Origin of the sequence: Vibrio algicola (assembly GCF_009601765.2) — a bacterium.
GTDB classification, from domain to species: Bacteria; Pseudomonadota; Gammaproteobacteria; order Enterobacterales; family Vibrionaceae; genus Vibrio; species Vibrio algicola.
In genome coordinates this window covers 371,823-396,234 of the sequence record NZ_CP045700.1, presented here as the reverse complement: position 1 = coordinate 396,234, position 24,412 = coordinate 371,823, and the positions used below count along the sequence as shown (strand labels likewise).

22 protein-coding genes and 1 tRNA gene are annotated in these 24,412 nt (G+C 40.4%); 9 read left to right on the top strand and 14 right to left on the bottom strand.

What is annotated here, in order from left to right; translation table 11 throughout:
- Nucleotides 1-72: 72 nt before the first annotated feature.
- The 5 genes from ppiC to GFB47_RS13450 form a co-directional block, all read right to left on the bottom strand.
- Nucleotides 73-351 (bottom strand): peptidylprolyl isomerase PpiC, encoded by a 279-nt coding sequence (gene ppiC, locus GFB47_RS13470; RefSeq protein WP_153448558.1) that lies wholly within the window; start codon nucleotides 349-351, stop codon nucleotides 73-75.
- A gap of 106 nt (nucleotides 352-457) precedes the next feature.
- Nucleotides 458-1,138, bottom strand: a complete 681-nt coding sequence (locus tag GFB47_RS13465) for a MaoC family dehydratase (RefSeq protein ID WP_153448557.1) — start codon at nucleotides 1,136-1,138, stop codon at nucleotides 458-460.
- Between the two features lie 507 nt (nucleotides 1,139-1,645).
- Nucleotides 1,646-1,732 (bottom strand) — tRNA-Leu (locus GFB47_RS13460).
- 257 nt (nucleotides 1,733-1,989) lie between these two features.
- Nucleotides 1,990-3,441 carry an ATPase RavA stimulator ViaA gene (gene viaA, locus GFB47_RS13455; protein ID WP_153448556.1) on the bottom strand — a complete coding sequence of 484 codons (1,452 nt, stop codon included), beginning with the start codon at nucleotides 3,439-3,441 and terminating at the stop codon, nucleotides 1,990-1,992.
- A 61-nt stretch (nucleotides 3,442-3,502) separates the two neighbouring features.
- Nucleotides 3,503-5,203 carry an ATPase RavA domain-containing protein gene (locus GFB47_RS13450; protein ID WP_153448555.1) on the bottom strand — a complete coding sequence of 567 codons (1,701 nt, stop codon included), beginning with the start codon at nucleotides 5,201-5,203 and terminating at the stop codon, nucleotides 3,503-3,505.
- Nucleotides 5,204-5,398: 195 nt separating this feature from the next.
- On the opposite strand from GFB47_RS13450, the gene GFB47_RS13445 reads away from it, so the two are divergent.
- The 3 genes from GFB47_RS13445 (at nucleotide 5,399) to ylqF (ending at nucleotide 8,136) form a co-directional block, all read left to right on the top strand.
- Entirely contained in the window at nucleotides 5,399-5,923 is a 525-nt protein-coding gene (locus GFB47_RS13445; protein ID WP_153448554.1) for an NUDIX hydrolase, read from the top strand.
- A gap of 89 nt (nucleotides 5,924-6,012) precedes the next feature.
- Complete coding sequence (gene ltaE, locus GFB47_RS13440; protein ID WP_153448553.1) at nucleotides 6,013-7,020, top strand: low-specificity L-threonine aldolase; 1,008 nt, start codon at nucleotides 6,013-6,015, stop codon at nucleotides 7,018-7,020.
- Nucleotides 7,021-7,185: 165 nt separating this feature from the next.
- Nucleotides 7,186-8,136, top strand: coding sequence for a ribosome biogenesis GTPase YlqF (ylqF, locus tag GFB47_RS13435; RefSeq protein WP_153448552.1), 951 nt, complete (start codon nucleotides 7,186-7,188; stop codon nucleotides 8,134-8,136).
- Here the strand turns inward: ylqF and GFB47_RS13430 are convergent.
- Together GFB47_RS13430 and GFB47_RS13425 are read right to left on the bottom strand one after the other, a co-directional pair.
- A complete protein-coding gene (locus GFB47_RS13430; protein WP_153448551.1) occupies nucleotides 8,133-8,564 on the bottom strand; it encodes a nitrous oxide-stimulated promoter family protein in 432 nt (143 codons plus the stop codon). The genes ylqF and GFB47_RS13430 overlap by 4 nt on opposite strands.
- Before the next feature lie 4 nt (nucleotides 8,565-8,568).
- Nucleotides 8,569-9,567 (bottom strand): CobW family GTP-binding protein, encoded by a 999-nt coding sequence (locus tag GFB47_RS13425; RefSeq protein WP_153448550.1) that lies wholly within the window; start codon nucleotides 9,565-9,567, stop codon nucleotides 8,569-8,571.
- A gap of 876 nt (nucleotides 9,568-10,443) precedes the next feature.
- On the opposite strand from GFB47_RS13425, the gene clcA reads away from it, so the two are divergent.
- Entirely contained in the window at nucleotides 10,444-11,991 is a 1,548-nt protein-coding gene (gene clcA / locus GFB47_RS13420) for a H(+)/Cl(-) exchange transporter ClcA (RefSeq protein WP_153448549.1), read from the top strand.
- 129 nt (nucleotides 11,992-12,120) lie between these two features.
- On the opposite strand, the gene yieH is transcribed toward clcA, so the two are convergent.
- The 4 genes from yieH to GFB47_RS13400 all read right to left on the bottom strand — a co-directional run bounded on the left by yieH (nucleotide 12,121) and on the right by GFB47_RS13400 (nucleotide 15,390).
- Nucleotides 12,121-12,783 carry a 6-phosphogluconate phosphatase gene (yieH, locus tag GFB47_RS13415; RefSeq protein WP_153448548.1) on the bottom strand — a complete coding sequence of 221 codons (663 nt, stop codon included), beginning with the start codon at nucleotides 12,781-12,783 and terminating at the stop codon, nucleotides 12,121-12,123.
- A gap of 178 nt (nucleotides 12,784-12,961) precedes the next feature.
- On the bottom strand, nucleotides 12,962-13,510 hold the full coding sequence (locus tag GFB47_RS13410) for a flavodoxin (protein WP_153448547.1): 549 nt from the start codon (nucleotides 13,508-13,510) through the stop codon (nucleotides 12,962-12,964).
- A 205-nt stretch (nucleotides 13,511-13,715) separates the two neighbouring features.
- Nucleotides 13,716-14,210, bottom strand: coding sequence for a CreA family protein (locus GFB47_RS13405; RefSeq protein ID WP_153448546.1), 495 nt, complete (start codon nucleotides 14,208-14,210; stop codon nucleotides 13,716-13,718).
- Nucleotides 14,211-14,337: 127 nt separating this feature from the next.
- Nucleotides 14,338-15,390: a S1 family peptidase gene (locus tag GFB47_RS13400; RefSeq protein ID WP_178306514.1), complete on the bottom strand. Its 1,053-nt coding sequence runs from the start codon at nucleotides 15,388-15,390 to the stop codon at nucleotides 14,338-14,340.
- Between the two features lie 242 nt (nucleotides 15,391-15,632).
- On the opposite strand from GFB47_RS13400, the gene GFB47_RS13395 reads away from it, so the two are divergent.
- Nucleotides 15,633-16,259 carry a thioredoxin domain-containing protein gene (locus GFB47_RS13395; protein ID WP_153448544.1) on the top strand — a complete coding sequence of 209 codons (627 nt, stop codon included), beginning with the start codon at nucleotides 15,633-15,635 and terminating at the stop codon, nucleotides 16,257-16,259.
- 82 nt (nucleotides 16,260-16,341) lie between these two features.
- Nucleotides 16,342-16,755: an FKBP-type peptidyl-prolyl cis-trans isomerase gene (locus GFB47_RS13390; RefSeq protein ID WP_153449008.1), complete on the top strand. Its 414-nt coding sequence runs from the start codon at nucleotides 16,342-16,344 to the stop codon at nucleotides 16,753-16,755.
- Nucleotides 16,756-16,914: 159 nt separating this feature from the next.
- On the opposite strand, the gene GFB47_RS13385 is transcribed toward GFB47_RS13390, so the two are convergent.
- The gene (locus GFB47_RS13385; RefSeq protein WP_153448543.1) at nucleotides 16,915-17,520 is read right to left on the bottom strand and encodes an HAD family hydrolase; all 606 of its coding nucleotides are present in this window, start codon (nucleotides 17,518-17,520) and stop codon (nucleotides 16,915-16,917) included.
- 217 nt (nucleotides 17,521-17,737) lie between these two features.
- Between GFB47_RS13385 and arfB the strand changes: the two genes are divergently transcribed.
- Nucleotides 17,738-18,151: an alternative ribosome rescue aminoacyl-tRNA hydrolase ArfB gene (gene arfB / locus GFB47_RS13380; RefSeq protein ID WP_153448542.1), complete on the top strand. Its 414-nt coding sequence runs from the start codon at nucleotides 17,738-17,740 to the stop codon at nucleotides 18,149-18,151.
- A gap of 232 nt (nucleotides 18,152-18,383) precedes the next feature.
- Here arfB and folE read toward each other — a convergent pair whose 3' ends face one another.
- Nucleotides 18,384-19,058, bottom strand: a complete 675-nt coding sequence (gene folE, locus GFB47_RS13375) for a GTP cyclohydrolase I FolE (protein WP_153448541.1) — start codon at nucleotides 19,056-19,058, stop codon at nucleotides 18,384-18,386.
- A gap of 219 nt (nucleotides 19,059-19,277) precedes the next feature.
- Between folE and moeA the strand changes: the two genes are divergently transcribed.
- Nucleotides 19,278-20,549 (top strand): molybdopterin molybdotransferase MoeA, encoded by a 1,272-nt coding sequence (gene moeA, locus GFB47_RS13370; RefSeq protein WP_153448540.1) that lies wholly within the window; start codon nucleotides 19,278-19,280, stop codon nucleotides 20,547-20,549.
- Nucleotides 20,550-20,691: 142 nt separating this feature from the next.
- Here moeA and GFB47_RS13365 read toward each other — a convergent pair whose 3' ends face one another.
- A complete protein-coding gene (locus tag GFB47_RS13365) occupies nucleotides 20,692-22,449 on the bottom strand; it encodes a bifunctional metallophosphatase/5'-nucleotidase (protein WP_153448539.1) in 1,758 nt (585 codons plus the stop codon).
- A 195-nt stretch (nucleotides 22,450-22,644) separates the two neighbouring features.
- Here GFB47_RS13365 and GFB47_RS13360 point away from each other — a divergent pair, with 195 nt between their 5' ends.
- Nucleotides 22,645-24,330 carry a DUF2813 domain-containing protein gene (locus GFB47_RS13360; RefSeq protein WP_153448538.1) on the top strand — a complete coding sequence of 562 codons (1,686 nt, stop codon included), beginning with the start codon at nucleotides 22,645-22,647 and terminating at the stop codon, nucleotides 24,328-24,330.
- Nucleotides 24,331-24,412: the final 82 nt, after the last annotated feature.

Below are 24,412 nucleotides of genomic sequence, written 5' to 3'. Positions count from 1 at the left end.
CAAAAAAGAGTTCCGTTATTAAACATAACGGAACTCTTTTTTATTTCAGCTGATTTTATGAAAGTAAAACGACTAAGTTCTGTATAGCACTTTGACCACATGCCAACCAAATTTGGTTTTTACTAGATGCGGCGTTAATACTTCTGCCGAAAAGCACACTTTATCAAACGCAGGTACCATCGCACCTTTTGGAAACTCACCCAGATCACCACCTTTCTTACCCGATGGACAAGTAGAGTATTTTTTTGCTAAAGCTTGAAACTTAGCGCCTTTTTTAAGTTGGGCAATAATATCTTGTGCTTGAGATTCATGCTTAACTAAAATATGTAGTGCTGCTGCAGTTCTTGCCATTGGAAGGCCTCGATAATTAATAATGTAATAAGTTGGATAAAATAAAACAGCGCTGAGGTGAGTCAGCGCTGCTTAAAATTGGGTGATCGATTTTAAATTCGAATGATTAAAAGTACAAGCGTACAACCGAAATAACCACGCAACCTGGGCGACGGATACCATCGATTTCGACTTTGATTTCACGCTCGATCTCTAACCCACGTTTAATCGGGGTAACTTTTAATAATTTACTGCGAGCTCGTACTTGGTTACCCGACTTTACAGGGTAAGGAAAACGAACTTCATTTAACCCGACATTAACCGTCATTTTAGCGGTCGGAAATGGTGGATTTTTTTCATCGACACTATCGGTTAAACGAGACAGCAAAGACAAAGTTAAAAAACCGTGTGCAATGGTGGTTTTAAATGGTGATTCTTCTGCTGCGCGATCGGGATTCGTATGGATCCACTGCATATCTTCAGTCACTTGGCCAAAAGCATTGATCCGCTCTTGATCCACCGTTAACCAGTCACCAACATGAAGCTCTTCGCCAACTTTCGTGCGTAATTCAACATAAAGTGCTTCCGCTGCTGCAGACAGTTCAATGATAGGTGAAGTCGGTGCGATTTCTTCGTTAACAGCTGGTGCTTGGTGTTCTTTCAACCAAGGAAAAATTTGTTGAGAATTCGCTCTATTAATAAAATCAGTCCAGTAGGCTCTTAATACTGGTGACATCAATTCCTTTAAGTCAAACTGATGCTTCGCTAGCGAGTCTGTTTTATGTTTTATAATATCAACGACTTTCATAATGAGTCTTTGCCCTTTATCTTCTATTACAACTCGTACCAGTTGCTCAATTATGTTTAATTTTGAAGTACTTCCCAAAGCGGTGCAAATACTTTCGAGCGTACACCCGTATCCTTAAAAACAAAAAATCATATAGAACATGATGTTATGCTTTTTCTTGGTTTTTAAAAAAATCCACTCTTTGACATCGAATTGACATAAAACAATGATTCACTAATAAATTTATGACTTGGAATTATAGTATAAATTACCAATCCGTCATAAAAGCCAATACTTCTCTAATTCCATCAACTTAGACGCAAACGTTTAACATTTTCTTGAATCTTTCCTTGAATAGCAGGTAATAAAAAAGGCTCACTAATGCTGGTAAGCCTTCGTTATAGATGGTGCTCTCGAACTGACATGATACTGCACAGAGCGAACCACTGACTGGATTTTAAATTCCCATTTTGTTAAATCATAGCCAATAAAAAAGGCTCACCAATACTGGTAAGCCTTCGTTATAGATGGTGCCCCGGGCCGGACTTGAACCGGCACAGCGCGAACGCCGAGGGATTTTAAATCCCTTGTGTCTACCAATTCCACCACCAGGGCACGCAATTCTTATTGCGATGCGCCTAACTGCAAAGTTAAGACACCATCTTGATACCGCTTTCGCCATATCATTCAATTTATTTTCTCAAGAAGCTTTTAATTGCTTTCCCTTGGGAACGAGATGTACTTTACTTGATTACAAAAATGAGTCAATAAGAAATTTTACTTTTTTGATTCAACCGATTAAAAAGCATACCGAGCCGATCGAATTACCAACAAAGTGTATACTAAACCATCAATCCTGCCGCGATTAAATTTTATTTTTGCTTCACAAACCTCTGCCCTACCGTTGGCACATACGCCCAATGATGGTCAAAAATATTCATTAACTCGGGATTTGCGTACTTGGATAAACTAATCGCATGAAAACGGTTTTTATTACGTTTAAGTGCATCCACATGGGCGATCATCTCTTTCGATTGCTTAGGCGCAATAAAATCAGACAGTATCACTAAATCGGCATTGTTATATCTTGCCCCTTCCATTTGGGTTAATGCCGCGGTAATAGCGGGTGCTAAGTCCGTGCCACCATGAAAAGTATAAGATAAAAAGTCGCTTGCCTCTCGTAGGCCGTCTGGACGCGTTAATTCATAGGTCACGTAATCGGTAGAAAACAAGACAACGAAACAGTCGCGTTCTTCCGCTAACGCAATTTGCATTAAAGCGAAGGCTATCGCTTTGACACATTGCTCGGGAAAACCCGCCATCGAACCGGAAGCATCGACACAAATAATAAACGGTCCGGTATCTTCGTCTGCTTTACTTGGCAATGGTTGCTGCGCGGCTACTTTTCGTACTTTGCGAGCTTTGCCTTGCATCTTATAGTTCATTAAGCGCTTATCAATAAGATGCTTATAGAAAACTACTTCCAGCTCTGGATAGGCTAAAAAGAGTGTCTCATTGGGTAGAAGTTTATTAAGATCGTCGCTCTCATGAATGCCCACAATATCGTCAGTCGCATGCTGTGATACTTCTTCTTGATATATGATTTGTTGGGCATATTGCTTTGGCTGTTCGGGATCGAGGCTTTCTTTCGCCATTCGACCTAAACTTTGTGCAATATCTTGTAATTTAGGGTGTTTCTTTAAGAAGTCGGCTTGCTCTTTCATCACCGACCAATCGGCTTTAGATAAGGTTGCCGACGACATATCCCACAAGCGCCCTGCAACAGAGTCATTATTGATATCTGGATCGACTTTATCCATATTTTGCAAAGTATCGATACGTTGATATAAATCTTCCAATTGATCAGCTTTTTCTTGTTCTAATGCCGCCTGTTGCGCTTGTTTTACTTCCCCAAGGATATTTTGATACCACTGGTGACAAAAATAATGCGGTAACATCGGGTTAATCTTGGCGTTAGATTCGGATAATAAGCGTTGCGCTTTAGGGTAAAACGACGAAATAGGCTCTAGTTGCAGCAGCAAATCATCGCTACGCTCTACAAATTCAGTTTCTTGCCAGCGGATCACTTGTTGATAGAGTGCCAATTCGGTTTGCAAGTTTTGCGACGGTGCCACATTGATTACGGTTTTAGAGACTTTCTTTTTCCATTTATCCAGTTGATTGCGCACTAAGGTCGCAACATTTTTATTCTCTTGAATCAATGGCATAAGTTGTGATCGAGCCATTAAATCGTGCAATGCTGACTCAATCACTTCCGCGTCAGCTAAAATGGTGGCGATATCAAGCGCGTCAATACCTAGCATAATTTAGCCCTGCCTTTTGGCTGCTCGAAATTTTTACAGCTCAAGTACATCATAAATAATCTCATTCAAACGCTTCATCTAAACGAGTCACTTTATTTAAAGCTTGTTCACTCAATTGTGCCACCGACTCAATCGCGCCGCTAAGATCTTGCAAACTCGATTCAATCATCAATGGAATGTTTTTATCTAAGAAACTGTGTGGTAACGAAGCGTGGAAGGCATTTTTTGACTGGCGCACACTAAAATCGGCTTCTTTTAATGCCTTGGTCACTTGTTCTGCCAATTGATGCCAAGCATTAAGTTTGTCTTTATTAAAACCTTGAGTGGTCGCAACCGCTACCGATATAGATCGATTAGCAATATCTTTAATCACTAGATGTTGTTTATGATCGACTTCTAAACGGAAGCGGCACAAAGTGGATTTTTTATTTACAAAACCGTAAGCATCTCCGCCGCCTTCGCGGATCAGCTGTTCAAGTTCTTTAAAAGGCACATACACCCAACGGCTGTCACCAGAATCACTTTCACTGACCGACATATTACTTTGTAATAACACTAATTTGACCAGATCCGAGGTGTTACCCACTTTATAACGCTTAGCAGTAGAAAGATCGTATTGATAAATATTTTTACGGCGTATCGTCCCTTCAGTATCGGCCGATAAATTCATCGCATATTGTTTTACGATTTCTTCATCAAGTTCGGTCATCTTTATTTGTTGTTGATCGACACTTTGTTGGATCGAGATTTGATCATAGGCATACTGGGTTGCGAAGTTAGACACACATTCTCGAACCACTAAACGCGAATGTGGCGAGTTCCATAAACAATCTTGTAGCAGCAGAATATCAAGTGCATTGATTTCATCACGACCATTAAAATAGGCGCTGGCTTTGAGTAACTTAACTGCTTTTTTCCAGCGGCGATCCGAGACATACATTTCATCATTGGCATCACCGGCGGCATTTTCTTTCGCTTCAAGCATCGATTTTAATTGGTATAGTTTTTCAAACATGCTTTCGGTCAGATCAAGTTGATCTAACTCTTGCAGCCATTGTTGGTATTCATCATCTTTAATCGCTAACCCTTCAGGGATCACCGCTTCTTGTTTGGTTCCTACCGTTAACATGGCGCGAAAGTTTTGTTTGTTTTGAATGCGATTAACAAACACACGCACCAACATTCGATCGTACAATGCTTCTAATCCGCTGTCTTCGTCAGGCAACTCATTCGAAGCAGATACCAATAAGCGCATTGGCACCGGTTCAATATCATTACCATTTTTAAAAGTTTTTTCATTCACAACCGTTAACAAGGTATTAAGAATAGCGGGACCGGCTTTCCAAATTTCATCTAAGAACACCACTTGCGCAGTCGGTAAATAGCCGTCAGTTAAGCGCACATAGCGCCCATTATCTTTTAATTCTTGAATGCTTAATGGGCCAAACACTTCTTCAGGAGTGGAAAAGCGGGTCATCAAATATTCAAAATATCGGCTATTATCAAACGCTTGAATTAAACGTTTCGCAATCAAGCTTTTGGCAATACCAGGAGGCACTAATAAAAACACACTTTCGCCCGATAACGCCGCGAGCAGACACAACTTAATGGTATCTTCCCTTTCGTACACGCCTTCGGATAACGCGCTCACCAGTTGATTGATACGCTCAGAGAGCAGTGATCGCTGTGAAGCGGTGCGCTTGACTGGTTGAGTGTTTGGGATTTGAGAGTTTGATAGTTGTGAAGATGATGTGCGATCCATGCTTTTCCCTTTTTAAAAACAATTTTGAATACATAATCAATCAAAGATAAAGCTCATCAATCAGTAATATGAAACAGTAATAAGAAACAGTAATAAGAAAAACTGAGAGCTATCCATGGCTTGAACAATTACCTTTGAATTTAACAGCCTAAATGGCACTATGAAAGCCTCATTTGTGTTTTATTAGATCTTAGTATGCGCCAGCAAATTTTACATCAATGGAAAAATATTCAATTAATTGAAAAAGAGGTGACGCTTCCAACCGGTCAATCGATTTGTCACACCACGATTATCCACCCTGGCGCGGCGGTCATTTTACCGATCACCGAGAATGGCGAAATCATTTTACTTAAGCAGTTTCGCCCTTCCCTTAATAAATGGATTTTAGAATTACCTGCTGGCACCATTGAAAATAACGAAGACCCGCTCACTTGTGCAAAACGGGAACTGACCGAAGAAACCGGCTATCGAGCACAAGAGATACACCCACTTGGGCAATGCACCCCAATGGCAGGCTTTTGTGATGAGATTCAATATCTTTTTGTTGCTACCCGCTTATCTGCCCCTGCGCAACAGCAACTTGATAACGATGAAATTATTGATGTCACCCAAGCCAGTTTGAAACAAGTAGAACAATGGATCTGCGATGATGTACTCACCGATGCCAAAACCATTACTTGTATCAGTAAAGCCAAGCTATGCGGTTATTTTGATCGCTAACCCATTATTAGTTATATATAACAAAGCTGACTAACACCAAGAAGCAGCACCACATAATCTATTTTTTCTAAATAATATAAGGACTTAACATGGATTTCCGTTCAGATACTGTTACTCACCCTACTCAAGCTATGCGTCAAGCGATGGCAACCGCCGCTGTCGGGGATGATGTTTATGGCGACGATCCTACGGTTAATGATCTGCAAATATGGGCGGCGCAACAACACGGTTTTGAAGCGGCATTGTTTGTGACATCGGGCACCCAAGCCAATTTACTTGGATTAATGGCGCATTGTCAGCGTGGTGATGAATACTTATGTGGCCAGCAAGCACACAACTATAAATTTGAAGGGGGGGGCGCGGCGGTATTAGGCTCAATTCAACCACAACCGATCGAAAACGAACCTGATGGCACTTTGTGTTTTAAAAAATTAGAGCGTGCGATTAAACCCGATGATGCTCACTTTGCTCAAACCAAATTACTTAGCCTTGAAAACACCATCAACGGCAAGATACTGCCTTTAGATTATTTAAAGCAAGCACGTGAATTTACTCATAAACATGATCTAAAGCTGCACCTTGATGGCGCTCGTGTCTATAACGCAGTGGTTGCACTGGATGTCGATGTAAAAGAAATCGCGCAATACTTTGATTCAATGACGGTATGTTTATCCAAAGGCTTAGCGGCCCCTGTCGGTTCATTATTATTGGGTACTAAAGAATTTATCTCGCGTGCCCGTCGTATTCGTAAGATGCTGGGTGGCGGAATGCGTCAAGCTGGCATTTTAGCCGCGGCGGGTAAATTGGCATTAACTGAGCAAGTTTCACAATTGAAAGTCGATCATGAGAATGCTCAGATCTTAGCCAAAGGCTTAAATGCCCTAGACGCTTTTAGTTTAAAGCCTGAGCTGGTGCATACCAATATTGTATTCGCCAAAATCGATGACAACATTGATCAAGCCGCATTAAAACAAAGCCTTCAACAACAAGGCATTACCATTAGTTGTAGCCAACCGATGCGCTTTGTTTTGCATAAAGATATTAATCGTCAAGATGTTGAGCGATTTTTACAAGTACTAGCGCCATTAGTCGCATAAGTGTGACAAACATTAAATTATCTGTGATTAAATCATCACAAGGTGAGTAAACTCTTGTGATGATTTGAATGCAAGAGTAGGCAAAACTCCCCTAAAACCAAAGAAGGTGTTAATATCCGCCTTAATTAAAAAATCTTAATACTGCATCCAATTAAAGGCGATTCAATGTCGACAATTAACAACAGCATCCAATGGTTTCCGGGCCATATGCACAAAGCTCGTAAAGAAATAGAAGAAGTTATCCCTAAAATCGACGTAATTATTGAAGTGCTGGATGCGCGTATTCCGTTCTCTAGTGAAAATCCGTTAATTTCACATCTGCGCGGTGATAAACCTTGTATTAAAGTGCTCAACAAACGTGATTTATCCGATCCGGAGCTAACCCAGTTATGGATCGATCACTTTGAAAAAGAGCAAGGCGTTAAAGCCATGGCGATCACCACTGAAAACCCGCAAGAAGTGTTTAAAATCATGGAGTTATGTCGAAAGTTAGCGCCACATCGTAGTGATATTGGTAAAGATATTCGCACCATGATCATGGGTATACCGAACGTAGGAAAATCAACGATTATCAATACGTTGGCCGGTCGCATGATTGCACAAACGGGTAACCAGCCAGCGGTAACGCGTCGCCAACAGCGTATTAATCTACAAAACGGCATAGTATTGTCGGATACCCCTGGGATTTTATGGCCTAAAGTTGAGAATCCGCACAGTGGTTTTCGTTTAGCCGCAACTGGCGCGGTTAAAGATACGGCAATGGAATATGATGAAGTGGCTTTTTATACAGTGGAATACCTTGCCAAGGAATACCCAGACTTATTGAAAGAGCGCTACAATATTGAAGAATTACCACAAACAGAAATTGAGTTGATGGAAGAGATTGGGCGTAAACGTGGTGCATTGCGCGCTGGTGGCCGAATTGATTTACACAAATCGTCTGAAATTTTATTGCATGAATTACGCAGCGGTACATTAGGAAAAATCACTCTTGAGCGACCAGAAATGATCACTCAAGAATTGATTGATGTAGAAATTGAAGCTGAACGTAAAAAAGAAGCACAAATTAAGAAAAAAGAAGAGCGCCGTAAACGTTATCTGCGTAATAAACGCTAGTTATTTCCTGAGCGCTCGTAGTTTGCTTTTCTTTTAGCACGGTTTGATTGATTCGCGGCGGGTTTCCCTGCCGCTTTTTTACGCTCTTTAATTAAATGACGGATCGCCAAGATCGGATGTGGCATTAACATGCGAGGACCCGCATAAATCATCACCTCACGCATTTGAGCTTTTGGTTCTGGTTTATAACAGTGGATTGGGCATTTATTGCAGGTTGGTTTGGTTTCACCATAAGGGCAACGATCTAAGCGCATTTCTGCGTAATCTAACAAACTTTGGCACTCTTGGCATAACCCCTGATGATTTTTATCACCCAAGTTAGTAGCATGATGGGCAGGACAATAAATGCCAATCATTGCTTGCAAGGTTTTATATTCAGTTTGCAACGAACCGATAAGTAATTCGCTATTTGAAAGTGTTTTTTTCATTGGTCTATTTATTGATAATTAAAGATAATAAAACATCTTCCAGTTGTTGCCATGGCATTAACTCGCTATCGATCACTTCAATTCGAGATTCATAACCTTCCAGTGTCATTTGATTGACTGATACAACACCATTCGACATATTAAACGCATAGCAGCCCTGATCGGTATTCATTACCGCTTTGACTCGCTCGGCAGTGAGCGATGACAACATAGAAAATAGTTGATCAAAATTGAAAATAAACTCTGCACCAAATAACCAACCACAACTAAAATAACCTTGTCCTTTATTTTCTTTACGAACGTATTCTTGTCCTGGTTGTAAGCCAAATTGTGGATCTAAATGACCATGGCTATGACTTGAATGTTCTGATGCCGTTAACGCTTCTGCGACTCTTACCTGTTCAAGTAAAACTAAATCAATTGAACCTTGTGACGTTGTCACTAGCTGTAATCGTTCAGCGCCTAATGGATGCTTGAGTTTAAACTGTTCAAACCAAAGGATTAAATTATCGATATCTTGTTCAGATGATTGATCCGCTTTATTGGCGATGATAATTTGAGCGGAGTCAAGTTGGTCATTAAAATTTTGATTAGCCGTATATTTTTCATCTGAGATATGACGAGGATCGACTAAAGCAATGGTCGCTTTTAGATCAACATAAGGAGCGAATTGCTCAGAGAGTAATTTGGAAGTCACTTCTTTGGGATGACCGAGTCCCGTTGGTTCAATCAATAAACGGTCGGGCTTGGTTCGTAATAGCGCATTAATACCCACAGACATTGGGACACCAGCGGTACAGCACATACACCCACCAGGGATCTCTTTGATCATCGCGCCTTGCTCGGTCATCAAGGCACCATCAATACCAATTTCACCAAATTCATTAACTAAAACCGCCCAATTTTCGTCTTTAGGCTTATTCTTTAATAAATGTAAGATGGTGGTGGTTTTACCCGCACCTAAAAAACCGGTAATGATATTTGTAGCGACTCGCTGTGACATAGATGCTCCTTGTGAGAGCCGGCAGTATATACTTTTATTGGTTGAATTGCAGTATTAGTTGATGGAGGGCTCGGTTATAACCTCCACAATTCATCCCGTTAATCCATTGGTCGGGTTACACCCTAACATCTATATTTCAACAATAATTAATGACTCTGTATCGAATGCTAGACAGTAAAAAGCGCACCAATTGCAGTGCGCTTTCCCCTCGAGACTCAATCGTGAGTATGCGAGTCAATCAGGTAATATATCCTGTTGACCATAGGTCGAGGATTTCTCAGTTTGTTACGTTACACTTTCCACATTGTACTCTTTGTTACTAACACGTGTTTTTTACTTTAAAGCATGTATCTTGAAACGTTTTGTGTCTTTAACATATGTGTTTCTAGCGCTTATCTTTGTTGTTATGTTGCTTTGTTGCTTTGTATCTATTTTGTAGCGGTGTACATATTACTTTGTCACTTTTTACTATGTAGCCTTTTACTATGTAGCCTTTGTCACGTCTTTCTGTGTAGCGTTTACTGTGTATTTTGTTGCGGTATCTCTTTTTACTTTGTCACGATAAATCTAAATATCTAACAACATTGAAGTGTTTCGCGCTATGTCAGTTAACGTATTACTGTGTCGATTTGGCTTTCGCCTGCAGAAGCTATTCCCTCCCTGTAAAGTATGTCTTCTACCTATAAAAAGTATGGTTCATAACTTTCAAATTACAAGCTGATCCAAAATAATATTTTCTGATAAAATCTGTGCTATTTTACTACTTTATGAGTAAACTTACTTTTCGTAACAATTAGATGTAATTATTTCATAATATTTTATAATCTGGATCTCATTTTTATCACTTCCTCATCATCATAGGAATCTCAAACCCTAATGGCTAAAACAAAAGCGTTTAAAAAATCTTTTACTCAATACAAATCGAAAAAATTTGTCGGAGTAATTTTAACTCGGGATAAAACCCCCGTTTCGATTTTGTTATTATCTGCCATCGTTGGTATTTTAGCTGGTTTTGTCGGCACCTTTTTTGAAATAGCCGTCACTTGGATATCAGAGACTCGTACTGAATGGTTAAAGCAAGAAGTTGGTTCCGCTGTGCCTTTGTGGTTAACCGCCATCCTTGTTAGTGCTGCACTCGCTTTTGTCGGTTACTACCTTGTAAACCGTTTTGCTCCTGAAGCCTCCGGTTCTGGTATTCCTGAAATAGAAGGCGCGATGGATGATATTCGCCCCGTTCGCTGGTGGCGTGTTATACCAGTAAAATTCTTTGGTGGTCTAGGTGCACTTGGATCGGGGATGGTATTAGGCCGTGAAGGTCCTACAGTACAAATGGGCGGAAATATTGGACGTATGGTTTCTGATATTTTTCGCTTAAAAGACCCTGATGGACGACACTCTTTATTAGCTTGTGGTGCCGCTGGTGGCTTAACTGCCGCATTCAATGCTCCTCTCGCGGGTATCATGTTTGTGGTTGAAGAAATGCGTCCTCACTTTCGATACAACTTATTGTCAATTAAAGCCGTTATTATTTCCTCTGTAATGTCGACCTTAGTATTTCGCAGCATAAAGGGTCAAGATGCGGTGATCACCATGCCGCAATACAACCCTCCAGAATTACACACTTTATGGCTTTTCTTAGTTCTTGGTCTGATGTTTGGTATTTTTGGTGTCACCTTCAATCGCTTGGTTACTTGGGCGCAAGATATGTTCGCGCTGATCCATAGAAATGAACGTAAACGCTACTTGATCACTGGTACTGTTATTGGTGGTGTATTTGGTTTATTACTGATTTACTTACCTGAATTAACCGGTGGTGGGGTTGAGCTTATTCCTGGTGCAACTAATGGTGACTACAGTATTAGTTTCTTAATGATCCTATTTCTTGCGCGTATTGCCACAACGTTAATTTGTTTTGGGTCTGGTGCTCCAGGTGGTATTTTTGCTCCGATGCTGGCACTAGGAACATTATTTGGTACCTTCTTTGGTCAATTTGCCCTTTATATTGACCCAAGCTTACCCATTGAACCTGGAATGTTTGCGATTGCAGGTATGGGGGCATTGTTTGCAGCAACAGTTCGAGCCCCTATCACCGGTATTTTACTGGTTATTGAAATGACTAATAACTATCATTTGATCTTGCCACTGATCATTACCACTTTGGGCGCGACCATCATGGCGCAGTTACTCGGTGGACAACCTATTTACACCCAATTACTACATCGAACCTTGAAGAAAGCCAAATTACAGCGTGGTGATCTTCCAATTACAACGCCAGTAGTAAAAGTAAAAACTGATATTGATGAGACTAAGGCGACAACAACTGAATCCGCAATCTCAACGGAGCTAACCGATGAACATAAACCTGCGAAAAAGGTTGCTGGTGATTATGGTGAAGCTTTAAATATTAAAGATGATAAAACATAATTAACGATCAAAACGGTCGTTTATAGGTAGTGAAATTTGGCGATATAACATCACACACGACCCTTTGTTCAATCCTCACAAATCTATTATGATAGATCTCCTGATTAGTTTGAGTATTTATAATATTAGCTAATGATGAAATAGCGGTAATTTTTGCAGTTCAGATAAATTCGCAATATGACTCACTAATGGGTGCTGAATCACTTTAGCTTCTAATGGTGTAAAATGAATAGTCTGGATCCCTGCATTGATACCCGCTTTTACTCCGTTTTCGGTATCATCCACAAATAAGCACTCTTCAAGTTTAAAGCCCATCTGCATGGCCGCATACAGCAGTAAATCGGGTTCGGGTTTCCAGCAATTAATATCAAATGCACTGAAGATATTATTTTCAAAAAGATCAAACATTCCGGTCAGTTCAAGAGATTGTTGCATCTTCGCGGTTGGTCCATTGGAAACTACGCACACCGCAATATTTTGACTAATTAGATATTGAACGGTTTCTAGCGCATGCGGGATAGGTTTGAGTTGGTCGGTAAATAATTGACGCATAACTTCACGATACTGAGGCTCCAGTATTTCCATTGGAATAGTCAACCCGACACTCTCACTGATATCTTTGAGAATATCGAACATTTTCCCGCCCTGAAAGTTCGCCATGCAGTTGTCATAACTTACTTTAGCACCGTAATTGGCAAATACTTGTACTAATGCTTGGCAGCATAGCGTTTCGCTATCCACTAGCGTGCCATCGCAATCAAATATAACGCATTTGATCTGGGATTGAGACATCCTTGCTACCCTCTTTTAAAATTTATACTTTCAGTCTGGCTTTGAGAGATAAATTAAGAAAGCAAAGGTTAGGTAAACTGTTAGATCAAACCGAATCAAACTCTAGAAATTCAAACAAGATCACTTTTGTTAACAATACAAGGAGAGCAAACATCCCATTGATATGGTTAATATGACTTTATAATGGATAAACTATGATTGTTTTTTTATCATTTGGCTGTTGGTATAAATCAATTACAGAGGCAAAAAATGGTAATGCTGTTTCTACTTGATAGCCGCTTGATAAATACACATCTGAAAGCAATAAATACTCAGAAGGATCTTCGGTCGTTGCCACGCTTTTATGTACAATCAATGCTGCCACCGCTTCACCTTGTTTAAACCCCATGTACAATTGGTAATCATCATCTAACATAATTTGAGTTAAAAACTCGATCACCAACTTTTCTTGTTCTGGTTGCTGTGACCACGCTTTTGCTTGCAGAATCGAAAACATAATGGTTAAGCGATGAAAATCAACCAACACCACTTCATCTAACCAAATTGGATATTGACTGGCTTGAGATAATAGCTCGCTAGAAATTTGAGTAGTAAAGGTCTTTGTCGCTTGCGCCGCAAGGTATAACTCTCGCCCTTGTAGGCTTTCTGGCGTTGGGAATGCTACATCAACATGGTGAGATAACCATTGTATCTTTTGTGCAATTAACTGAGATACTCGCGACTCCATAATATTTCCTATCATCCATCAAATTTTTTCTGATCAGAAAGAGCCAATGACCATAGCACTTTCAAGCAATAAGTAACAGGATACTTGCCAATAAAAAAGCCTAGTAAATATTCACTAGGCTTTTAGGATCACTAATAACAGTTGCTATTTAAAATCAATGATTTATTAATCTGATCATGAATTTAAACCCAAGACTTAACTTGCTTTATTCTGCATCTTTAAGGGCTTTTTCTTGCGCCAGCATTTCTGGTGTTTTATACGCTTTCGTGCCCCATAGAGGAACCGTTGATAGGCTATGTTTGAAACTGCCCGATGTCTCTTTAGTCGAATAAGAAAGGTACATTAAGGTTTGGCTCTTAGCATCAAAAATACGGCGGATCTTCATGGTCTTAAAGAACACGCTTTTTGATTTTTTAAAGACCGTTTCACCTGATTCTGAGCGATCAATACCCGCAATCATTTCAGGGGTAATTTCTCCGGTTTGACGGCAAGAAATCGAGCTATCACTCGGATCAGATAAACTTAAATTCGCTTCAATTGAGGCTATATGACAGGTCACACCGGCAACTTCTGGATCAATTAAAGTGTTCAATTTAATATCTTTGGTGGTGAATAGCCCTAAAGACACATCCCCAACCTCATTGTTATCACACCCTGCTAAAATGGTCACCAAGCTTAGAGCCACAATTAACTTTTTCATTTTATTCCTTTAAATTCATATTGTTTTAAATCAGTTTATCACAATTACCTTGAAAAATTATCACTACTACCTTGAAAAACACCGCAACCAAATAATCACAATTGCATTATTGAGTTTGTTGATTTTCTTACCTACGACGACGATTCCAATAAATCAAACCTAACAATGCCAATCCAAAACCACCTAAAGAGCCACCACCAGAACTGCTATTAGAGGATTCGTTATTGCTATCATCATCGGTTTCATTCATAGCCTGTTTTGGGGTAGCCGTACCATTTAATACCGAGCTGATCCAGCCTTGATAATCCACCAGTTCAGTATATACACTTTGGACAACTTGGCTGGTATCACCACACGATTCAGGTCCAAAGCTGACTAAACCAGCTTGGTATGTCGTATTATTTCGCCTGTAAAGCAATGGCACACCTGAATCTCCCTGGCAGGCTCCTGTACGCAGCATATTCGCTATGGAACCTGTTACACAAATTTGTGCATCATCTACATCAGGGTAGTTTTTCTGACACTCATCTGCTGTTATATAACTGACTTTAGTCTTTTGTAATACTTTAGAATTGTTTTCATTTGGATTGGAGGTTGCAGGCCCGGTATTACCGTAGCCGATCAGAGTAAATTGAAAATCATTACTACGGTAGTCACTCTCACTCCCCGCTATTGCAACATAGCTATTACGCGAAACATCATCACTGCTAATGGGCTCTGAGAGATTTAGAATTGCAATATCATGGGATAAATTATTATTGATGTTGTAATCATCGTGATAATAGATAGATTCAACCGAATACTTAGTATTAGCAAATATATCGGAATTGATATTTTGCACCTTAAATACCACCGCCAATCTTTTGTTTTCTTCTTTTTGAGCATCAGTGATCGCCTCAACACAATGGGCAGCGGTCAACACATGACGTTCGTCCAGTACAGTTGAGCCACACAAAGTAACAAGATAACCATTAGGATATTCTGTGGTTGTGGTATCTAAATAGTCTTTGAGCAATAGCCCCATGTAAGGAAATGCAGCAACATCCGCTTCATTACCATTAATGATATAAGGAACAATTGAGTAGCCCTTCGCATCTTCATTGGCGTAGACATTTGCGCTTAGTGCTAAAGCACAACACATTGAGGTATTTGATACCGTAAAAAATTTCATCACATCCATGCTTTTAAAATCCATTCATCTAAAAAATAATGTCGTCTCTTATTGTTGGCTCCATTTACCAACGCTTCCATTTAGCTAATTTATCACCAAATCATGTTTGAATAGCGAGTTATTTAGGCAAATAAAGTAAATCTAGCCTATTAAGATCACAACCTATCGTTTTTGTTTTACATCAAGCGGAACTTTTCTTATGCTTTGCGCTCTACTTGCTTGTCTCTTAACTTAACTTTATAAAGAATCTCATGCCAAAACATTTAAAAAGTCTGTTTTTATTTGCGATAACCTTAACATTTTTATCTGCTTGTTCTGATAATGGCAAGCCAGAGTTAGGTGTCCAATATAAGAAATTACCAACTGCATTAACCCAACCGGATATTAAACCGGTAACCGAAGTTTTCTCGTTAACTTGCGGTCATTGCCGTAATTTAGAACCGTCCCTTGCTGAGCTCGAAGGCTTAACTCATCAAAAATTTGGCAAGGTACACGTTACCTTCAACGACCAAGCTCAAACTGCAGCCTTATTCTATTATGCAGGGGTAATGCAGCTAAACCATATTCCAGACGAAAAAATGATGTCTGAATTATTCGCAGCGGTTCAATTAGGTGAAGGTTCGACCTTAACTCAGCAACAACAAGCGGTTGAGCAAGTATTCACCTCTCGTCATATCATTAGTCCATACAACTTTGATGAACTGCAAAAGAAAGCATTATTAGAGTACTTAAAAGGCGCAATGGCGATCACCAACCAAGCTAAATTTGATGCAGTACCTACCTTTATCGTTAACGGTAAATATCAAGTTCTCATTCCTGGTCATAAAGATATTCAAGATATCGCAAACACGATAAACTACTTGTTAAAACAACCATAAATCGATTAAAGGATTAAGTTAAGTGAAGATTTTATTGCCTGTACTGTTACTTCTAGGCGTGCTGTTTTTATTGTATCGTTCAATGAATGATCAAAAAGCAGCAGAAGAAAATATCAAAGCGGGTACAGCCTTTCTGGCGGATAATGCCAATAAAGAAGGCGTGATCACAACCCCAAGCGGTTTGCAGTATTTGGTATTAGAAAAAGGTAGCGGTGAAGAACACCCAAGCGCCAACAGTAAAGTGCGCGTTCATTATCAAGGTACATTACTCGATGGTACGGAATTTGATAGCTCATACAAACGTGGTGAGCCAATTGAATTTAAGTTAAATCAAGTGGTAAAGGGCTGGCAAGAAGGTCTACAACACATGGTTGTCGGTGAGAAAATCCGTTTATTTGTGCCCTATCAACTGGGTTACGGTAAATCGGGTAGCGGCCCTATCCCTGCTGGTGCAACCTTGATTTTTGAAGTGGAATTATTAGATATTGTTAAGTAGTTTCTGTTTGACAGAAATCTAGAATTCGGCATAAAAAACCTGAAAACTTGTTAGCTAGAAAGAGCTTTCGTTTTCAGGTTTTTTTGTGTCTGCTTAATATTAGTGTCAGCTGAACAAGAGCAAACCATTACAGATGTTTAATGATCGAAAAAATGGACACTAAGCGACTTGAGTACTGCTTTCAACTAATTTACCATCAACCACCATAATACACGCCATTCCTGCCGCTATAGCAGCCTGGCGTCCAATCTCGGTGTCTTCAAATACCACGCAATCTTTTGGCTCGATACCTAAGCGTTCTGCTGCCAATAAAAAGGTATCGGGATTGGGCTTATGATTGGTCACATCTTTCGAAGTAACTAACGCATCTATCATTGGCAACATACCGTTGTATTCTAATAACTTCATGGCATTGTTATGGTTACTTCCGGTGCCAATCGCCATTTTTTTCAGCCCTTGGAACTGCTCTAATACTTGGTAAGTACAATCAATAACTTTTCCGTCATGGATAAGAGAGGCAAAGTAACCTATCTTAGTTTGTGCCACCACTGCGGGATCGATATCGATGTTATACTTTGCATTTAACTGCTTAGCCACTTTTAAGGTGGGCATCCCTCCCATACTGTGGATCCATTCTTGTTCGTATGGAAAGTTATATTGCTCTGCCGTTTGTTGCCACGCTTTTAAGTGCGATGGCATGGTATCGATTAAAGTGCCATCCATATCAAAAATGAGTGCTTTATAATGAGATACATCTACGGTCATATTACCACCTTAAATCCATTGCACTGATATGTTAGTCGATACAATAAATACCAACCGACCAATCACATAAGTCTACTGCTTTTTTAAACACCACTGTCGAACATTTCAAAACCGCGTTCATACTAGCGCTGTCTATCGAATACGATATAGCATATCATTAGTGTTAATAACAATTCGATAACTTAACTACATTCATTCATCAATTTTTAATAAAACTATGCTCAAAATCTCAAATAATGTCGAAATACCTGATAATGAAATTGAACTGACGGCAATTCGTGCCCAAGGTGCGGGTGGCCAAAACGTCAATAAAGTGTCTTCTGCGATTCATTTACGCTTTGATGTTAATGCATCAAGCTTGCCTGGCTTCTATAAAGAACGATTGCTTAAAATCTCCGATAAGCGTTTAACCGGAGATGGCGTAATCGTGCTTAAAGCGCAACAATATCGTACTCAAGAACAAAATCGAGAAGATGCACTGCTGCGTTTGAAAGAGTTGATATTAGAAGCGACGAAAATCGTCAAGGTGCGCCGAGCCACTTCGCCGACTCGCTCATCGCAAAGAAAGCGTACCGATAAGAAAGTACAACAAGGGCAAAAAAAACAACTGCGCGGTAAAGTTTCTTATTAGTGGTAATTGCTAGATATTAAATTTAATAAGCAAAATCGCACTCAAAGGTGCGATTTTTTGTATTGGTATAACGTGAAAAGTATCCGCGAGCTGACAATATGCGTAAGGAAATCAAAAGCGAGATCCCGCATCTTCTTCGCTTAGGCTCATGTGTGGGATGACGGGCGTTTTTCTTCTTTTATCCATGTGTTGATCTTAAGCCGTGAAACTCATTATCTTAAACCATGAGCTCTTATCTTAAACCATGGAAAAACTCAGCACGGGTTGCTGGGTTGGATTTGAAAATGCCGCCTAGGGCTGTGGTGGTGGTCACACTGGTAGCATCCATCACGCCGCGAGATTTTACGCAGTAATGAGTGGCATCCATAGTAATGGCAACATCATCGGTTTCGAGTAGTGCTTGTAACGCGACTAAAATTTGCTGAGTCATGCGTTCTTGAACTTGTGGGCGTTGAGCAAAGAAACGCACAATACGATTAATTTTAGATAAACCAATGACTTTTCCGCGCGGGATATAAGCCACGGCAGCTTGACCATCAATCGTCACTAAGTGATGTTCACAGGTACTGGTGACGGTTATATCTTTTACTCGAACCATCTCACTGCACGACATTTTATTGTCGATCATAGTGATCTTAGGAAAGTTTTTGTAATCTAGCCCCGAAAATACTTCATCCACATACATTTTTGCAATGCGCTGGGGGGTTTCTTCCAAGCTATCATCACTCAAATCTAACTCTAACAGCGTTAAAATCTCTCGCATGTGATGCTCAATGCGTTGTTTTTTTTCTTGGCGAGGAATGTCATTTAAACGCATTGGTGTTTCAATTCCGCGCTGTTGTAATGCTGCTTTCACTAACAACGCTGATTCGCTTAAACCTTGTTTATTCACTGCTTGAGATCCCATCACTACTCCCTTTCGTTCGAATCGAACATCTATAAAAACTCGACTAGAAGCTAAATACCACTATTGAGTTGATGACAAGGATACTCGTTCTCAAGCATAATTACATCCATAAATTGCGTGTGCTCTTTTGATTTTTGAAGGCCTATTTGTTGTTATAAATGCTGCCAACAAGTTAAATCCGACTCACGCCACCAGTCTCAATTTTAAACAGGAAATACTATGGACATTTGTAGCACTCCCGGCCTAATGCCAATTGATGATGCTTTAGCCAATATGCTGAAATCCATTACCCCAGTCACTTGTACTGTTGAAAAATTGCTTTCCGATTCGGTTGGTTATGTTTTAGCACAAGACCTGCATTCTCCACTTAATGTGCCGCCTTTTGATAATTCAGCGATGGATGGTTATGCGGTTCGTATCGCGGATCTTTCCAATACAACCACGTTAGAAGTCGTAGGGAAATCTTTCGCCGGTATTCCATATAAAGGTGAATGGCCACCAGCAAGCTGTATTCGCATTATGACGGGCGCCAAAATACCCGCCGGTTGTGACGCTGTGATCATGCAAGAACAAGCGACAATAGATGCCACTACTCCTAACATTGTCGATTTTAGCCAAGCTCTGCCAGTTCGTGATCAACAAAATATCCGTTCATTAGGTGAAGATATTGGCCAAAGCGATTTAGTGCTGCCAAAGGGTCATCGTTTAACCCCGCGCGATATTCCAATGATCGCAAGCTTAGGCATTCCAAGCTTAACAGTATTAAACAAACCTAAAGTGGCATTTTTCTCGACCGGTGATGAATTAAAACCATTAGGAACACCTCTTCAAGAAGGTGAAATCTACGACAGTAATCGCTATGGCATTAAGATCATGCTAGAACAATTTGGTTGTGAAGCGATTGACTTGGGCGTGATCCCTGATGATAAAGACCAACTGCGTCAAGCCTTTATTCAAGCACAACAGCAAGCTGATGTGGTGATAACCTCTGGTGGTGTTAGTGTAGGTGAAGCCGATTACACTAAAATCATTTTAGAAGAACTTGGACAAATTGGTTTTTGGAAGATTGCCATGAAACCGGGTAAACCTTTTGCGTTTGGAAAACTATTGGCAACCGATGATAGCGCTGATGCCATTTTTTGTGGTCTGCCTGGTAACCCAGTTTCTGCAATTTTAACCTTGTATATTTTAGTACAACCCTTATTAGCAAAACTGGCAGGACATGCCGATTGGAAAGCCCAACCAAGTATTCCTGCCAAAGCGTTAACTGGCTTTAAAAAAGCGCCTGGTCGTACCGATTTCCAACGTGGTATTTATACGATTAACGAGCAAGGTCAATTTGAAGTTAGTAGCACCGGTAATCAAAGCTCTGGTGCGTTCCGTTCAATGAGCCTGGCCAACTGCTTTATCATTCTAGAAAGAGAGCGCGGTAAAGTAGAAGCTGGCGAAACGGTTTATATTCAGCAGTTTGCTCCCGTATTTTATGCTTAAATCGCGGTGACCCGAGCAAATAAAAGCTCGGCAAACCGAACAAATAAAAAATAGGCTGATACCTGACATGCTCTTTTTAATGAGAAGTGGGATCAGCCTTTTTTTGACGCGAAATGGTCAACCAACCTATTAACGGTTGATATTAACGATTGCGATTAACTCGCCCCATTAATTGCGATTGAAGTAAACGCTGTGGATTTTGTTTTAAGAATTCAATAAAACAATCCGCCATCGAAAACGAGGTGACTTGACCTTGTTGCTTCATATTGACTATTGCGCCATAGCCTTCTTTTCCTTTCATGGTGTAAGCCGAGGAAGAACCGGTATAAAAACGTTTATCATCAATAGTTTGCCAGCACTTATTCTCCGACTGACTTGATGAGGAATAAATCTGCAAAGCTTGAATTCGTTGGCCTAACGGTTTCTCTGCGCAATATTCAAAACGCAAATTATGCACATAAGGGTAACTGCCTGATCCCGTTCCAACCACACCATTACTTAATGCATTATTAATGGCACCTTCCAGAACTTGGCCAATATAGCGCCCCTGTATTTGATAGAACCCAATCGGTACCGCAAAGGGCAATAATTTTCCTGCCACATCATCAATGGTTATATCACCAGGATTTAAAGAGCACCGTACTCCGCCCGCATTATGAACGGCAAATTCAATATTATGGCCTTGCTGATTTAAGGTAAATGCGAAAGATTCTGCCACTAATGGCGCCAGTTCACTGCACCCTTGTTCATCGGGAATGCGAACATGACGCAATTTATAATCCGTTTTACCGACGACCGTTTGTTGCAATGCTCGAACTTTCGGCATGTATTTATCAATCAGAATGCTTTGCACATCACGATCTTTTTTACACACCACCACATTAGGGTGCTGTGCCACAAACTGACACGCTTTGGCATGAGCATTATCACCATGTGTTTGGCTTAATGTGGCGTCTAAACATAAACGGCGTCCGAGTAATAATTCGTTCTTGCCGTTAAAGTCGCTCACCCGTCCATTGGCAGCAAAGGTAACGTCACAATGTCCCATCGTTTGGGCATGAAAGCCGGCTTGCACCACGTATGTATCATTGATCTTTTGGCCATAATCATCATCTTTACCTAAACCAAGCTCGGAGAAATCACCTTGCAAACGGTGCGAATGCCCACCCACAATAATTCCGATACCATCGACTTGGGCTGCCATTTCTAAATCAGCTTCATAACCTAAGTGGCTGAGCAAAATGATTTTATTTATACCTTGTTTGTGAATAGCCGCCACGGTTGCCTTAGCCACATCAATGGCATTAATAAAAGGCGTATCCACATCAGGGTTAGAAATATCGGCCATTTTATCTAAGGCAAGGCTAAAGATAGCAATGCGCTCGCCGTTGATTTGCTTTTCAACCCAAGTGGCGTGTTGATGCTGCGATGCAAAGCTATGCAATTGAGTTGAGTCACTCACTTTATAGGCTTTGGTTTTATCTTCGTTGGAAACATCCCAATTGCCAGCCAGCAATGGAAATTCGATTCGTTTAAGAAAATGTGCGACCGGCTCATTCCCCATATCGAGTTCATGATTACCCAGCGCCATCGCATCAAGGTTTAAAGCATTCAGCATGTCGGCATTGGCTCTGCCTTTGAATAAGGAAAAATACAATGTGCCTTGAAAGCAATCACCGGCGTGTAAAAACAAGAAACCTTTATTGTCTTGCTTTGCTTGTTCTCTCAATTGATCACATCGAGTGGCAATACGCGCGAATCCACCCGCGCTCACATACGGAGATAGCGTTTGTTGACCAATTTTAAGCTGTAACTGCAATGATGTTGGTTCAAAATAGGAATGGGTATCGTTGATATGCGCAAGCGTTAGGCTCACGGAATGGTGCGTTATATCTGTCATAGTTCTTCTTATGGTTGTATCTGTCATCACGATCTGTATTTTTTAAGATCAATCTTATGCTCTTTTCTTTACTCTTAATCATAAGCCTTCAAGCATGACAACTCTATGACTATTTCAAATTTGTGAGCAAAACACCCTCTTGATTGGATTGATTCCTATAATCTAAAGTGGATGGCTTAGTGATAAGGACTTGATATGCAATTAGAACGAATTGAAATTGTGGGTTTTCGAGGTATTCAACGTTTATCCATCGGCTTTGATGAGATCACGACATTGCTAGGTGAAAACACTTGGGGTAAATCCTCTCTACTGGATGCCCTGTGTATTGCGCTGCCTCATAATGGTCAGTTATATCCTTTTCAGATCCAAGATTTTCATGTCAATTACGCCTTGTCACAACCGCAAACCCAACATATTCAAATTGTAACCCAATGGCGCACTCAGCATAAATCGGAACATCTTAGCGCTCGTTATCGCCGCTTAAAACCAATTTGGATCGATTCTGATCATGCGGATAATGATAAAAACTCCGACTCCGAAGACACAAAAAGCTTTCTTTTTCAGATCAGCGCAATCCGCAATGAGCATAAAGTCAGCACGCATTATCAATTTTTAGATTGGGAAGGCAATGTGCTCGCTATTCACGATTGCGAGCAATTGGCCCTTGAGTTAAGTCGGTTGCATCCCGTGATCCGTTTACGCGATGCTCGACGATTGCACCAGCAAAATGAAGAAGTCATATTTAGCGATGACAATGACAAAGAAAAGATCGAACGCCGAGTCAACAATACCTATCGTCGTTTATCCGCTATGCCGGGCCATGTGAATAAAGCCGAACTAAAAAGCACCATCAATGCGATGCAACACTTAATTGACCATTATTTCTCCTTTCAAAATCAGCCGAAACAAAATCCACGCGAAGCAAGAGACGGTCTTTTTAGTGGTCTGAGTGAATCAATTAACCCCAATAAAGACAGTTTAATTCATTTATTAAAAAGCAATAAAAATCATCAAAGTAAATTGCTGTTAATGGGCTTACTTAATGCGTACTTTCAAGCCAAAGGGGCTGCTGACATTAGCCAATCTGCTCGCCCTATAATGATTTTAGAAGATCCTGAAAGTCGCTTGCACCCTACCAATTTATTAAAATCATGGGAGTTATTACAAATGATCCCTATGCAAAAAATTGTCACCACCAATAGTGGTATATTGCTCAGTGCTGTGCCTTTTTTCTCCATACGCCGGTTAGTCAGGCAATCAGATAAAACCGTCGCCCTTTCGATTCCGCACCACTTACTCAGTCATGATGAATTACGCCGTATTAGTTTTCATATTCGTTTTCATCGTCCCAATGCGCTTTTTGCTCGCAGTTGGTTATTGGTGGAAGGTGAAACGGAATTTTGGTTATTTAATGAATTGGCCAAAGTGTGCGGTTACCAACTCGCCAATGAAGGGATCCAACTGGTTGAATTTGCTCAGTCTGGCTTGAAATCGTTAATCAAAGTCGCTAAAGCCTTAAAGATTGATTGGCATGTGGTGACCGATGGCGACGCGGCCGGCAATAAATACGCCACGACGGTGCGTTCTCTACTCGAACAAGATCTTGAACAGCATCGATTAACTGAGCTGCCAGATAAAGATATCGAAAACTTCCTCTATCATCATGGCTTTGAAAAATTCTTTCGCGATTTAATTAATATTCCTATTGATCAACCGGTATCCGCGAAAAAGGTAATTAATCGAGTATTAAAAAAACACGCCAAACCCGATGTCGCGCTGAGCATAGCAGAGTATTGTGAACAACAAGGAATAGAACAAATACCCCAATTGCTGCGCCGGATCTTAAAACGAGTGATCACTATGGCCAATGGCAATAATTGATTGTTTTTCAAACCGGCATCCTGCTGACCTTCTATATCCAAGATAATTGAAGTTGCAGTGAGGCGGCAACTAAACCCTAGAT